The sequence below is a fragment of the Flavobacterium frigidum genome (assembly GCF_048286795.2).
This window is the reverse complement of record NZ_JBLVPT020000001.1, coordinates 687571-701375: the sequence shown is the minus strand read 5'-3', so window position 1 is coordinate 701375 and position 13805 is coordinate 687571. Positions and strand designations below refer to the sequence as shown.

Here is a 13805-nt window from a genome sequence, read left to right as displayed (position 1 = left end):
TTATTGGTACTGAATGTAAATTGGTTTTGGAGTAAATTTTACCAGTTCTTCTGGGCTATACATTTTCCAGTCTTTTTTGTTGTCATTTTTATAGAACAATTTAAAACCTGCAAATTGCACGGGCTCTCTATAAATATAGCTCATATAAGAATCTTTTTTTAATACTTTACTTCCAAAACCATCCATATCCATTACAATTTGCACTTCTGGAACAGTTTTAATTTCTTTATAGTTTTTTACCATTCCTTGTGTAAAACGATGTACGACTAAAACTTTTGGAGTTAATTTATTTTTACGCACTATTTCAGCCAAAATAGTAATAGCATCATTGATATCAGCTGCTGTAAAATGTCCAATTTTAGATCCTGGTCGCTCTCCATTTTTCATCGAAAATTCAGGGTCAATTCCTAAATGTACGTTTGGCATGGCAAGGTATTTTTCCAGTTCAGCTACTTCTGTTTTAACACTGCTGTGTCCCACTTGGATGTCTAAAAAAACCAATGCATTGATCGGTTTTGCCCAACTGATAATGGTGTCAATTTGTTTGTGTGGCATACGCATGCGGTGCATGTTGTTTTTTCCTGGAGCTCCTTGTGCAGTAACTGCAATGTAATGCAGCGCAGGAATTGCTTTAGTTGTTGAGTCAGCTGCTTGCCAACTAGCTACTTCGCCTTGTAATTTTGCTAGCATTTCTTTTCGAGGAAGTTCTCCTAAAATACCCATTCTTGTAGAATATAAATTCCCGTAATAAGCAATGATTCTGTTGTAAGGCAGCAACGCTCCAGCCAAAGGATAAGGTGCTTTTACAGGCCATCTACCCGTGGTGTCATTATTGCTAAGCGCCACCATTCTTTTATTAAAATCAACAGTATCAATTGTTAGGGGTTTTAATTTTTCGGTCGTAGTAGTTGTAGCGGTATCTGATTTTTCAGCGCCCGTTTTACTGTCTCCAGCTTTTCCTTTATTGCAAGATATTATTAAAAGTAAAAGCGAAAGTGCTACTAGCGAAAGGAATGATTTTTTCATATTTATGCGTTTTTTTTTCTTTAAAATGGGAACCTATTTGCAAGTAAGGTATCTATTTTTATTGTGATTTGACATCCTAATTTTTTATATAATTTACAGTTAACCTAATCTGGTTTTGTGTGTCTAAAGATCGATTTTAAGTTGAAAACTAATATTAAAACGAATTTTGGTGCAGATAATTGTGTAGTTTTATGTTTGAGGTATGGCTTCTGCTCTATCTTATTTTGATTTTGTATTGGGCTTTATACCAACAAAACAGTAACTTTATAATCCAATTTAATGCATTAAATACAAGGCAATTGCTTAAAAAATCATTTTTCATATCCTATTTATTTTTTAGTATAGCGATTGTTTTTGGACAAACCAAAAAGGATACTATTGCACTTTCAGCGATTACATTAAACAGCTTGACGATTAAAAATACAGTTCAGAACACTGCAGCAGCTGTTTCCGTAATTAGTATTGCAGATAGCAACAATAGTGATGGCATTATACTCACGCCAGTTCTGAATAGGATTCCTGGAGTGACTATGCAACAAGGCGCGCTGAACACGAACAGGATAACGATTCGAGGTATTGGTTCTAGAGCACAATTTGGCACCACCAAAATAAAAGCTTATTTTGATGGGATTCCGCTTACTACTGGTGATGGAGAAACCACACTTGATGATCTTGATTTGGCTTCTATTGAAAAAATCGAAATAATAAAAGGTCCAAATTCTACTAGTTTCGGATCGGGATTAGGCGGTGTGATTCAGTTATTTTCTAAGGAAACACTTGTGAAAGAATCTTTTGGTAAATCGACACTCACTTCGGGTAGTTTTGGATTAATACAACAACGACTTTCATCAGGTTATAGTGATGCTAAAACCAATTTGTTCATTAGTTACACGGATTTAGAAACAGAGGGATTTAGAGCCAATAGTTCGTACAAAAGGAAAACAATCAATTTGCATGGTAGACAAAAATTAAGCACCAAAGGGGATTTATCTTTTTTAGGAACTTTTACGCGATTAAAGGCTTTTATTCCAAGTTCTATCAATGAAACTGATTTAAAAAACAATCCAGAAAAAGCAGCTGGTACTTGGGCTGCAGCTCAGGGTTTTGAATCCTATGATAAATTTCTTTTGGGATTGGGTTACGAGCATCAATTTTCAAAAAAGTGGTCGGTGCAAACCAACATTTTTTCAAATTTTAAAGATGCATACGAACCTAGGCCTTTTGATATTTTAGATGATAATACAAGGTCGCTGGGATTTCGTTCGAATGTGAATTACAAGGATACAATTTATGCTTTGCCCTTTGAATTGAGTATGGGGACGGAGGTATTAACCGAAAAATACGAGTACACGCTGTATCGGAATTTATATCAATCGCAACCCGGTCAAGGCAGTATTCAAGGCGATGCGTTCAGTGCCTTTCAACAAAACAGAAACTACAGTAGCTTTTTTATTCAAATGGAGTTTTGGCTTAATCAAAAATTACATATCGAAACTGGATTGGCGTTAAATACCACATCTTATACTTTGGCAAATGTTTTTGATGGTTCTCATGCCAATAAAGAGCCCTATACTTTTGGATCAGTGTGGTCTCCGAGACTAGGCTTGTCTTATAAATTAGATAACGGTAAGAATCTTTATGCTTCGGTTAGTAAGGGATTTTCTATTCCTACAGTTGCCGAAACGCTGACACCAGAAGGTGAGATAAATACCAATTAAAAGCCTTCATTAGGCTTAAATTATTAAATTAGAACATTTGATTTAATAGCCGAGAAGTAAACGATATGAAATTACAGTTGTTTGTCAGATAGTTAAGAAGTTGTGCGCTTAGATCGTACGTTTCAGCATTATGCCACAAACAAAAATAAGTCTTACGTTCTTTGGAAAGAGGTAAGACTTATAAATTTCATTTAGCTAGTATGTACTTAGTAACCTCCCCCAGTATTGGGAGTGGTTGTAGTTCCCTTAACTAATTGACCTCTTATTTCACCTGCAGTAAATGTAGAAGAGTGCAGATTTACATAATAAAGATTAGCCATTAAGTCTGCCTCTTGTTCTGGAGTTAGAGCAGTACTCGTATAACTAATTGGCGATGCAAGAGCAGTAAATGGAAAAACTGCGCTTCCATTTGTTCCGGCAGCTCCTTTATGGATGTGTCCTGATGTGATAGATGCAACGTTGTGTGTTACTGTGATTGTAAATACTTTTGTAGTATTGTTAAATTTAAGTATTGCGGTGCCCATAGCAGTAGAGTTGTTTGCTGGAACCTCGTTTGATCCCATTAACATTTCAGCCGAAAAGGTAGTAATGCTCTGTCCTGGAGTTGATTCATCATCTTTGTTACAAGATGATAAACTTACCAAAAGAAATAATGCTGTAAATAAACTAATTAATTTTTTCATGGTTATATTTTTTTGATTTGTTTAACAAATATACGTAAATAGTAAACAAAAACAAGTCGTTAGCAAAATTTTACATTTTAGCAACGCTTTTATTACTATTCAAGAGAAAGATGAGACTTGATTTGTAATGTAAGTAGTTCATTGTAAGTCATTAAATACGGAACTTAAAATATTATAAGATTACAATTGTCCATTTTTGAAGGAGTACTTTTTTACTTTCAATGAAATGCTTTTTTAATTACTTATTTAAAAATTGTTTAGAGAAAGTAACTATTTTAAATCGCTATCGCAACTTGTTGTTTCTTCTGTCATTATTACTTTCGTGAAATGCAAAAACTTAATTTATACCGTTTATTATTCAACTCGTTTTGTTTTCTGTGCAACACCACTTTTTCTATTGAACAGTTGTAGATAATTTTATATTTTTGTTTAACTTTGCAGTTAAAATTATAAACAAAATACATTTAGTGCGAATATTGGATGTTTGTATTTGTTTTGGCTCAAGCCAAAATAGTTACATTCAGGACTACTATTAAAAATCGAATGGTAAGGTGCAATTTTAAAACAAGTAAATTTTTGCCTGAAATTAAAATAGAATAAAATGGAAAATAAAAAACCAGATAATGTTGTTTATTCAGTTGAAGCGGGATATAATGCTAATGTTTTGCCTTATGCTACAAGTGCAGGAGCGCCTGTAATTCGGGTTGATGATGTGGTATCGTGGAAAAGTAGAGGGATAGATAATGTAAACAAAGAATTAGGAATTAAGTTTAACGAGCTGAAACTGCAGTACCAAAAGTTGATGGAGGAGTTTGAATGGAACGAATTAGTGTATAGTGCTAAATTTTCATTTGAACCAGTAATTGGCGAAATTTATCATTTGTACAGAGACGCCGAAGGAATCAATTTTCTTTCTTTGATTGGGCCGAATGAATGGAACAAGGAACATATTGGAACTTTTAAACTCAATAGCGAAAAAAAATGGACACTTCTCAATGCGAATGATTCACATCTGTATTAAAAATTACCAACAAAATTGTCGTTTGATTTAATATTCCAAAAGGCAGAAAACATAATAAATAGGTTAAGAAAAAGGGTAGAAAATCTAAATTTTCTACCCTTTTTTTATTCTGCAAATCCACTTTACAGCATTGCTGTATAAAGTAATTCTTGTCTTTTTGAATGCAATCCAGATTGACAATTAAATCTCGACTGCGCTCCATCTGACAAGATTAATACGATCTAATTATTTTATTTCCTTGTCTAAAATAATGGCAGGAATTTGCTGTTTCATTACAAAAGCATTAAATTCCTTAACATCGTTATCCACGATATCTTTTATTTTCTTGATTTCGGCATCTATTTTTATAGCTAAATCTTCATAAACTACATAAGCATTTCGGGTTGGTTTTGATTCCGATGAAGAAACATTAGATCCTAATCCAGCCATTTTATCGTTCAATTGAATTGGGTACGCTAACACATCTTGCGGTGCTTTAGCTTTTGGCTGCATTAATGATGACTCAATTTTATCCAAGTTTTCTAGAGTTGATTTCGTCATTTTTTTCATTTGATTGACCGCCACAGTGTCTTTTACAGTAGCCATATATCCATTAATTTGTGTGCGGATTTTTCTCAGTTGGTTAATCGCAATATGAGCCTCATTGACCTTTTTATTTACTTTTTGGTGCAAGTCAAATTGTTCTTTTAAATCAGTATCACTCGCAGTCACTCGCGGATCAAGTTTGATTTCAACAGCTGCTTCTGCAATAATAGTTTTGTCTTCAATTAACCGAACAATATAAGACCCTGGTACTGCTTTTGCGCCAATACCAGATCCTGCCCACATTACATTAGTTCCCTCAACTGCAGTTGCATTAGGATAGCGCATATTCCATACAAATGAATTCATACCTGCTTTTGCGGTGATGAAACCGGCTTGCTCTTTTTTTGGATCTTGATAAAATTCTTTCGAAATTTTCATAGGTTCGCCCTTTAGATTTTTTGACGAGGAATAGGTGATAATCGTATCTCCTTTTGGTGTTAAAAACTGTAATTTTATCTCAGATGAAGGTTTTTTCTTGAAAAAGTAACGAACAATTACTCCATTTGGTGCATTAGTTCCTGAACTCTTATCATCGCTTTGTCCGCCTTGCATTCTATAAGCAGGACGCGGTGTAAAAAGGTGTTTGTCACCTTTTGCTATTTTGTCTTTTATTTCATAAAGTGGGGTAATATCATCTAATACCCAAAAAGCACGTCCATGCGTAGCAACAATTAAATCCTTTTCTCTTTTTTGAATTCTTAAATCTCTAATGGGAGTTAACGGTAGATTCAAGTTTAGTTTTTGCCAAGAATCTCCATCGTTGAAGGAGACATAAACGCCTCGCTCAGTTCCAGCAAACAATAATCCAGGTTTGTTTGGATCTTCGCGCAATATTCTGCAATATTCATCAGCTGGAATCCCATTGGTTATTTTAGTCCAACTTTTTCCATAATCAACCGTTTTGAACATATACGGTGTACGATCGCCGTACATGTATTTATTGGCTGTTAAATATGCTTTGCCTTTTTCATGTTCTGAAGTGTGAATCATACTAATCAAAGAAAAGTCAGGCAGTATTGTTGTTGGTAACGAGATATTCTCCCATTTTGCTCCATCGTTTTTAGTGATATGTACTAAACCGTCATCCGATCCTGTCCAGATTACTCCCTTTTCTAGTGGTGATTCTGAGAGGGTGAATATCGTAGCGTATACTTCTGCTCCTGTTTGATCCTTAGTAATTGGTCCGCCCGTTTCTCCTGTAGTTTTTGGATCATTTCGGGATAAATCAGGACTCATAATTTCAAATGAATGACCTTGATCTTCCGTCACGTGTACTACCTGAGAAGTAACATACATTCTCTTTGGGTTGTGAGGCGAAAAAACAATTGGATACGTCCATTGAAAACGGTATTTTTTGGCATTGGAAGGAGCCCCAATATTCGATTCTGGATACGTAGAGATATCTTTTCCTTGACCTGTTTTTTTGTTGTAAGAACTCAATTGGCCATCGTACTCGCCACCGTATGTAATGTCAGCATTCGTTGGGTCGGCTTCGATATATCCAGCTTCGCCACCTGCAACGGCATACCAAGATTCAGGACCTATGCTATTGCCACTAGATCGAGAAGCGATACGAATGGAAGAATTGTCCTGCTGAGCACCATAAATATTATACGGAAATTCATTGTCTACTGATACATGATAAAACTGACTCGTAGGCGTGTCTAGTTCTGTGAAGGTTTCCCCACCATTAAAGGTCACTTCGCCACCGCCATCATCGCCTATGATAAAATTTTCTGGGTTTAAAGGATTAATCCATACATCATGTGTATCTCCATGTCCTACATTTATTTTTTTAAAGCTTTTTCCGCCATCACTCGTTTTCCAAGCATCTACATTTAATACGATTAAACCATTTTCGTTTTTAGGATCGGTTTGTAAATTCATGTAATACCATGGTCTTTGCCAAAGATTTTTGTCTTCATTAATCAATTCCCAGTGCTCACCGGCATCATCAGATCGATACAGTCCGCCTTTTGTATTTTCGATCAAAGCATACAAGCGATTCGAATTTACTGGAGACACAGCGATTCCCATTTTTCCAAGGATTCCAACTGGCATTCCTGGTTTCTCGTTAAGCGATTTCCAAGTATCACCGCCATCGATCGATTTATACATTCCAGATCCTTTTCCTCCTGATGACATAGAATGACCGTTACGATATCCTTCCCAAAGTGTTGCATAAACAATTCTAGGATTGTTAGGATCGATACGAACACACATGGCGCCCGTTTTTTCATCTTTAGAAAGAACTAATTGCCATGTATTGCCACCGTCTTTGGATCGGTAAACACCGCGTTCCGGATTAGATTTAAAAGGATTTCCCATAGCAGCAACAAAAACGATGTTAGCATCAGCGGGATGTACTTCAATATTAGCGATTGCATCCGCTTTATCGAGGCCAGATTTAGACCACGTTTTTCCGCCGTTTACAGATTTATACATTCCGTCACCAAAAGAGATATTGGAACGCATATCCGCTTCACCCATTCCTACATATACCACATTCGCATCAGAGGGAGCTACTGTAATTGCACCTACAGCCGATGATTTAAAAATACTATCAGAAATAGGAAACCATTCATTTCCTCCATCAATTGTTTTCCAAACGCCACCTCCTGTTGCACCAAAATAATAGGTCAAAGGATGGTTGGCATGTCCTGCTACCGCAAGTGATCTTCCCGAGCGAAAGGGTCCTATATTTCTCCATTTAAGAGCGTTGAAGAGACTATCTGAGACAAAATTTGAAGTGGTTTTACTCTTTACATTCTTTTTTTGCCCATAACTTAATCCGGTAGAAAGCGTTATGAAAAATGCAAGAACGATACTCAAGTGAATTTTTTTAAAATAAGTTTGGTTCATAGTTTTTATTAGATTGGTTATTGGTTATTAAATTTTAGCTTATGAAGGGGTTCGTCATTTCCAGTTTTAAACACCGTATATTAGAAAAACGGTACTTAACTGGCTATCAAATATAAGAATTAATTTGTAGTTTTTAGAATCCCAAAATAATGAGGATATTGAACCTTTTTTTCACAAGGTTGCTGTTGTATCGATTGGTTAAATCATCACTATAAAGCAAATAGTTTTGGCTAGAGAAAGATTTTGAAAAAGGAAAAGGCTAGTATTGCTGTACGTAAAAGTGTTTTTAGTACTAGAGTTTAGCCCAGTTAGCAGTGGAGCTCCTTTACGCCAGTAGAAAAAACAATGATAGGAATAAGAGCGTAACGAAATACACAAATAGCTCCCTGTTATATTTAGAGTTAGGAATACATCACAAACAAGAAAGACTACCGTTCCCGATAGTCTCTTTTTTACTTTACGAAATAGTTAACCAAAACCCCATTTATAACAATGGAAAATCATAAAGTAATACTTTATTTCGAATCCAATTTTGTTGAAACACCACAAAAGTTGTTGTTCAAAATAGTTCAAGCAAGTCCAATTACTTAAATAGGTGACAAACATAAGGAGGGTTGTGGAAACTATTTTACGGGAAACCGTAAAGTGTTATTATTTTTAAACTAAATGTACTTACGCACGTAAGTTGTAGAATTGGTTGGGGTTTCAAGAGTTTTAAAACAAAAAAAAGACCTTGCATTGCTGTAAAGTCTTTTTGAAATTATTTTGAACTGAAAACTAACTTTTTAAAATGATATGATTAAAGTAAATTTCATTTTATAATTTTGTCGTCATGTTTATTCTAAAACAGTCTATTTTCTAAAATGAGGTCAAAATTAAAAGCATAATCATTTTTACTTCCCTTGAGCAAAATCCCCTGTTTCTCTAGGTTGTTGCAAATGTTTCTCACTTTTCTACCGAGAGTTTCATATGTTTTACCCACTATTTCTTTACCATGCATACGGCGATATGCTTCAGGAGTAATTTCAGCTGCCTTTAGTGCTTTTTGATTGTATTTTGTATAGAGATAAATAAGGTTCAAAATATGTTTTGCCACTATATCGTAATGTATATATTCATTCCCTAAAAGCTGAATGAATTCGTCAGTAAAGTCTGTTTTTAAAAGTGTTCTGTCAAGAACATAAACAGGATTTTCTTCGGTGCTGACTGCGTGTTCAATGATTAATTGCCCTTTTTTCAGAGCTTCAATAACAGTAAAGTGATTGTTGCTTTCTGTTAATAAAATTGAGAATAACCTTTGTCGATTTACCAACTCGGATTTGTAAAAATATGCTAGTACAGCTTTGTGTTCAAAGGTCAATTCACTTTTTAATTTTGTTGTCAAATAAAAACTAAAACCTTGAAGCCATGTTTCTATACTTTCATCTACCAGCTTCCCTGAATGAATCTTTAAACTAATGATCCCTTCTTTAATTTCGTAAGTAGGTAAATCGATTTCATTATCAAGAGCAGCATTAACTAGTGATGCCATTCCTCGACCTTGACTTTCTATTTTGTCAAAAACTTTAAGTACAGAAGCTAGTTTTGGATTCTTGCTTTCTGGAATTCCGGGAATTAACCGACGAACAGCGATATCTGTTTCGGTGTTTATAATTTTAATTTTTTCTTTAAATGAGCCAGGATTCTTAATTTCTATATATCGGTTGGGTTCTACAGTTACCGTAACAAAATTATCCATCGTATAATCCCGATGTGCTAAAGCATTATTGATGGTTTCACGAATTAGTTTTTCTGGATATTCGGGTTCGCTCTTTCCTCCTTCACGAATAGTTCTATTAATTTTGATATGCCCCCAAATGTATCTAAATGTATCTTCCATTAAATTGATAACATCATTGCGAAACAATTTTTTGTCTTTTCCAATATCGATACTAGTATCATAATAACAATTAACTTCAACTCTTGAACCTAAAAAATGAAAAGGTTCATCCCCGCAAACCAACATGCCTAATGTCGTTATCAATTCTTGTTTGATGAAATGTTGTTTGTTTAAAAACGATTTTGCCTGATCGTGACTCGCTTTTAAGGTTTCGTTCCTAATCTCTTTATTGAGAAGGTTGATATAGTAATTGATTTTGTCTAAACTTAAATCTTCAATAGTTGCATTTTTAACCTTTGCTAATTCTTTAGCATATTCAATTTCTATTTTATATTCTTTTTGTCTTTGAATTTTTGAAACTGGAATTATTTTGTCCTGAGTTAATTTTCGTTCGTAATAGGAGCCATCAAAACGTAAAAATTTCTCGTCGTCAGCCAAAGAAAAGACTACTATTTTTGCTATTTCTCCATCTAAAAATTTTTCGTAATCAAAATAAATATGATTAGATAAGTCTACAAGTTGATCATTGTCATTTTTAAAAAATTTAGAATGTAGATCAATTAAATTACTTTCGTTATTTCTATCGAATCCAGTAAAAGAGTATTTCTTATTTCGTTCTCTGACACCACAAATAACAGTTCCTCCATCTGTATTCAAAAAAGCGCAGATAGTTTCATGAAGAGATTTCCAGTCCCCCTTAGTTGATAAATCTTTTAATTCTACTTTAGATTTTTCAACATCGACAAATACGCCACTTTGAATGGAGTCAGCTATTGTATTTATGGTTTGGGATATAAATTCTGATTTCATTCTTCGACCTATTTGTAATTGATTTATAAAATTACTGCTTTTTATTTAGATAAAATATGAATTTTTTTATCTTGAAAAAAAGATACGATTTCAAATACATTTCCAATTCACATTTTTTTGCAGAATCGAAAATTTTCATTTCGAAAAAGTATAAAACAAAAAAACCCGATACTTGCGTATCAGGTTTTAAAAAGCTCCCTCTCTTGGGCTCGAACCAAGGACCCTCTGATTAACAGTCAGATGCTCTAACCAACTGAGCTAAGAAGGAAACTATATGTCTTTATTCTAGTATTGAATGAACGTTTTTAATTGCTTATTAGTGCTGTTTGTTTCACTTGTAAAGCGGTGCAAAGATAGGCTATCATTTGGTTTATGCAAACAAAAAGCAAACTTTTTTTATTTTTTTTTACTTCCCTAGAATTGCCTTGTAAATGTCGTTTCCGTTCGCAAATAGTAATAGTGTGATAAGTAAAACAAAACCAACCATTTGTGCGTTCTCTAAAAATTTATCACTAGGTTTTTTGCCTGAAACAATTTCGTATAATAAAAACATCACGTGACCACCATCAAGCGCAGGAATAGGCAATAAGTTCATTACACCAAGCATTATCGATAACAAAGCCGTAATGGTCCAGAAAGCTTCCCAGCTCCAAGTATTGGGAAAGATGTTAAAAATAGCTGCAAACCCTCCAACTTCTTTATAGGCTTCAGTTTTAGGATTAAATATCGTCATAAGCTGATTCCCATAATCAACTAACCCATTAAAACCAATATTAATCCCAATTGGAATTGATTCTGCAAAACTATATTTCTCACGATTAACTTTATAAAGATTCAATTTTTCAATATTAGAATAAGGTAATCTTGAAGCGTATGCTATTCCTAATTTTGATTTGTTATTAAATATTACTGTTGTCTGAATGATTTTACCATCTCGTTTTAAAGTTACGGGAACCGTTTTTCCAATAAAGTTTTTAAATTGTGATATTGCTTGATCAGCATATTTTATAGGGCTGCCATTAAAGTGGGTTATAATATCTGCAGATTTTATATTTTTAAAGTTAGGAGAACTCTTTTCAATCACACTAACGATAAATGGAATCCTCATTTCTACCAATGTACGTTTAACGCCGGAATTACTTATTTGATTGATAATATTTACAGGAAACTCAATTGTTTTTGTTTCATTATTTCTTTCAACTGTAACTTCTTTGGCTAAGAATAAATTTTTAGAGATATCGTCATAACGTTCCATTTTCTTTCCATTTATAGAGAGAATTTTATCGCCTGTTTGAATTCCTGCTTTTTCAATAGCTGGATTTGTTACCCAAATTCCATCTTTTAAGTCATTATTAGTCACATATGTTTCGCCATAAGCAAATGCCATTCCGATATAGATAATAAACGCTAAAATAAAATTTACCGTTACGCCTCCCAACATAATAATCAATCGTTGCCAAGCTGGTTTAGAACGAAATTCCCATGGTTGCGGTGGCAAAGCCATTTGTTCTTTGTCCATGCTCTCGTCAATCATACCTGATATCTTCACGTATCCACCAAGAGGCAACCAACCAATTCCGTATTCGGTTTCGCCAATTTTCTTTTTGATAAGGGAATATTTAACATCAAAAAATAAGTAAAATTTTTCGACTCTGGTTTTAAACAGTTTAGCAGGAATAAAATGTCCTAATTCGTGAAGTATAATCAGTAATGATAAGCTCAATAAAAATTGAGAAAGCTTGATAACTATGTCCATTTATTTGTCATTGCGAGGAGTGAAGCAATCTAATCCTCTTATTAATTTAATTTTTAAAACTCACAAAAGTAAGGTTTTCTATTTGTATATTTTGCAATAATTGTTCCAGACCATTTTAAATGTTTGTTAATTATTATAAATTCATTTTTTTCATTTGACCCCTCTCCCTTAACTTTACATTTGGAAACAACTATTTCTCGTTACCTTCACTTTAAAATCAATAATATGTCTTCAAAATTATTTTCTCCTCTTTCTTTAAAAAGCATCACGCTAAAAAATAGAATTGGTATTTCTCCAATGTGTCAATATTCAGCTATAGATGGTTTTGCCAATGATTGGCATTTGGTGCATTTAGGCAGTCGTGCTATTGGTGGAGCAGGATTAATTATTCAGGAAGCCACTTCAGTTTCTCCTGAAGGTCGGATTTCTCCTGAAGATTTAGGTCTTTGGAGGGACGAGCAAATCGAGAAATTGCAACAAATTAATCGTTTTATTATCAGTCAAAATTCGGTTCCAGGTATTCAGTTGGCGCATGCCGGACGTAAAGCAAGCGCAGCATCACCATGGAACGGAGGCAGGAAAGTAGCCATAGAGCAAGGCGGTTGGAACACGGTGGCGCCAAGTGCTGTGGCATATCATGAAAACGAAGAAGCGCCTCTTGCATTAGATAAAATTGGCATTCAAAAAGTAATTACCGATTTTAAGTCGGCTACTAAAAGAGCAGTGGAAGCAGGCTTTCAGGTTATGGAAATTCATGCGGCGCACGGGTATTTGATGCACCAGTTTTTATCTCCTTTGTCTAATTTTAGAACCGATGAATACGGTGGAAGTTTCGAAAACCGAATCCGTTTGACGCTAGAGGTTCTCGGAGCAGTGCAATCAGAATGGCCAGAAAATTTGCCTTTATTGGTTCGAATTTCAGCTTCAGATTGGGCAGAAGGTGGTTGGAATTTGGAGGAATCCATTCAACTTTCTAAAATTTTAAAAGAAAAGGGAGTAGACTTAATCGATGTTTCATCAGGCGGAGCAGTTTCTTACCAACAAATTCCGTTAGGTCCAAATTACCAAGTTGCTTTTGCCGAAAGCATAAAAAACGAAGCGGGAATCCCAACGGGTGCTGTAGGTTTAATCACTGAAGCTGCTCAGGCACAGCAAATTATTGCCTCGGGAAAAGCAGATTTGGTATTGTTTGCTAGAGAATCATTGCGTAATCCGAACCTCGGATTGACATTTGCACATGATTTAGAAGCAGAAATCACTTGGCCAAAACAATACGAAAGAGCTAAAAAATAATATTTTTAAACCTATAAGTCATGTAAGTTTCACTTTATAGGAGTAGAGATTTAGTGTATAAAAACATTTCAATCTTTCAGCGGTATTACAGTTCTTCTAGCTTAAAAATCAACTTCTAGTCTCGGTTTTAAAAAATTATATGCTACGTAAGTTAAAAAAATAATTGTTTCGG

The 13805-nt window shown here is 34.5% G+C and carries 8 protein-coding genes and 1 tRNA gene; 3 read left to right on the top strand and 6 right to left on the bottom strand.

The features are described from left to right. Positions 1-1026 (bottom strand): hypothetical protein, encoded by a 1026-nt coding sequence (locus ACNQGB_RS03200; RefSeq protein WP_417945608.1) that lies wholly within the window; start codon positions 1024-1026, stop codon positions 1-3. Positions 1027-1325: 299 nt separating this feature from the next. On the opposite strand from ACNQGB_RS03200, the gene ACNQGB_RS03195 reads away from it, so the two are divergent. Next, the gene (locus ACNQGB_RS03195; RefSeq protein WP_417945610.1) at positions 1326-2744 is read left to right on the top strand and encodes a TonB-dependent receptor domain-containing protein; all 1419 of its coding nucleotides are present in this window, start codon (positions 1326-1328) and stop codon (positions 2742-2744) included. A gap of 206 nt (positions 2745-2950) precedes the next feature. Here ACNQGB_RS03195 and ACNQGB_RS03190 read toward each other — a convergent pair whose 3' ends face one another. Next, complete coding sequence (locus ACNQGB_RS03190; RefSeq protein WP_417945612.1) at positions 2951-3427, bottom strand: CHRD domain-containing protein; 477 nt, start codon at positions 3425-3427, stop codon at positions 2951-2953. 601 nt (positions 3428-4028) lie between these two features. On the opposite strand from ACNQGB_RS03190, the gene ACNQGB_RS03185 reads away from it, so the two are divergent. Next, positions 4029-4448: a DUF2452 domain-containing protein gene (locus ACNQGB_RS03185; protein ID WP_417945613.1), complete on the top strand. Its 420-nt coding sequence runs from the start codon at positions 4029-4031 to the stop codon at positions 4446-4448. 225 nt (positions 4449-4673) lie between these two features. Here ACNQGB_RS03185 and ACNQGB_RS03180 read toward each other — a convergent pair whose 3' ends face one another. The 4 genes from ACNQGB_RS03180 to rseP all read right to left on the bottom strand — a co-directional run bounded on the left by ACNQGB_RS03180 (position 4674) and on the right by rseP (position 12340). Beyond that, positions 4674-7895 carry a WD40/YVTN/BNR-like repeat-containing protein gene (locus tag ACNQGB_RS03180; RefSeq protein ID WP_417945614.1) on the bottom strand — a complete coding sequence of 1074 codons (3222 nt, stop codon included), beginning with the start codon at positions 7893-7895 and terminating at the stop codon, positions 4674-4676. Between the two features lie 841 nt (positions 7896-8736). Continuing rightward, positions 8737-10584: an RNA-binding domain-containing protein gene (locus ACNQGB_RS03175; protein ID WP_417945615.1), complete on the bottom strand. Its 1848-nt coding sequence runs from the start codon at positions 10582-10584 to the stop codon at positions 8737-8739. 194 nt (positions 10585-10778) lie between these two features. Further along, positions 10779-10852 (bottom strand) — tRNA-Asn (locus tag ACNQGB_RS03170). A gap of 138 nt (positions 10853-10990) precedes the next feature. Continuing rightward, the gene (gene rseP, locus ACNQGB_RS03165) at positions 10991-12340 is read right to left on the bottom strand and encodes an RIP metalloprotease RseP (protein ID WP_417945616.1); all 1350 of its coding nucleotides are present in this window, start codon (positions 12338-12340) and stop codon (positions 10991-10993) included. A gap of 225 nt (positions 12341-12565) precedes the next feature. Here rseP and ACNQGB_RS03160 point away from each other — a divergent pair, with 225 nt between their 5' ends. Beyond that, entirely contained in the window at positions 12566-13633 is a 1068-nt protein-coding gene (locus ACNQGB_RS03160) for an NADH:flavin oxidoreductase/NADH oxidase (RefSeq protein ID WP_417945617.1), read from the top strand. The last annotated feature ends 172 nt before the right edge of the window (positions 13634-13805 follow it).

Excerpts from the sequence above, each read along its gene's own strand:
- ACNQGB_RS03180 (WP_417945614.1), bottom strand. The coding sequence starts at position 7,895 with ATGAACCAAACTTATTTTAAAAAAATTCACTTGAGTATCGTTCTTGCA.
- rseP (WP_417945616.1), bottom strand. The coding sequence starts at position 12,340 with ATGGACATAGTTATCAAGCTTTCTCAATTTTTATTGAGCTTATCATTA.
- ACNQGB_RS03175 (WP_417945615.1), bottom strand. The coding sequence starts at position 10,584 with ATGAAATCAGAATTTATATCCCAAACCATAAATACAATAGCTGACTCC.
- ACNQGB_RS03185 (WP_417945613.1), top strand. The coding sequence starts at position 4,029 with ATGGAAAATAAAAAACCAGATAATGTTGTTTATTCAGTTGAAGCGGGA.
- ACNQGB_RS03200 (WP_417945608.1), bottom strand. The coding sequence starts at position 1,026 with ATGAAAAAATCATTCCTTTCGCTAGTAGCACTTTCGCTTTTACTTTTA.
- ACNQGB_RS03190 (WP_417945612.1), bottom strand. The coding sequence starts at position 3,427 with ATGAAAAAATTAATTAGTTTATTTACAGCATTATTTCTTTTGGTAAGT.
- ACNQGB_RS03160 (WP_417945617.1), top strand. The coding sequence starts at position 12,566 with ATGTCTTCAAAATTATTTTCTCCTCTTTCTTTAAAAAGCATCACGCTA.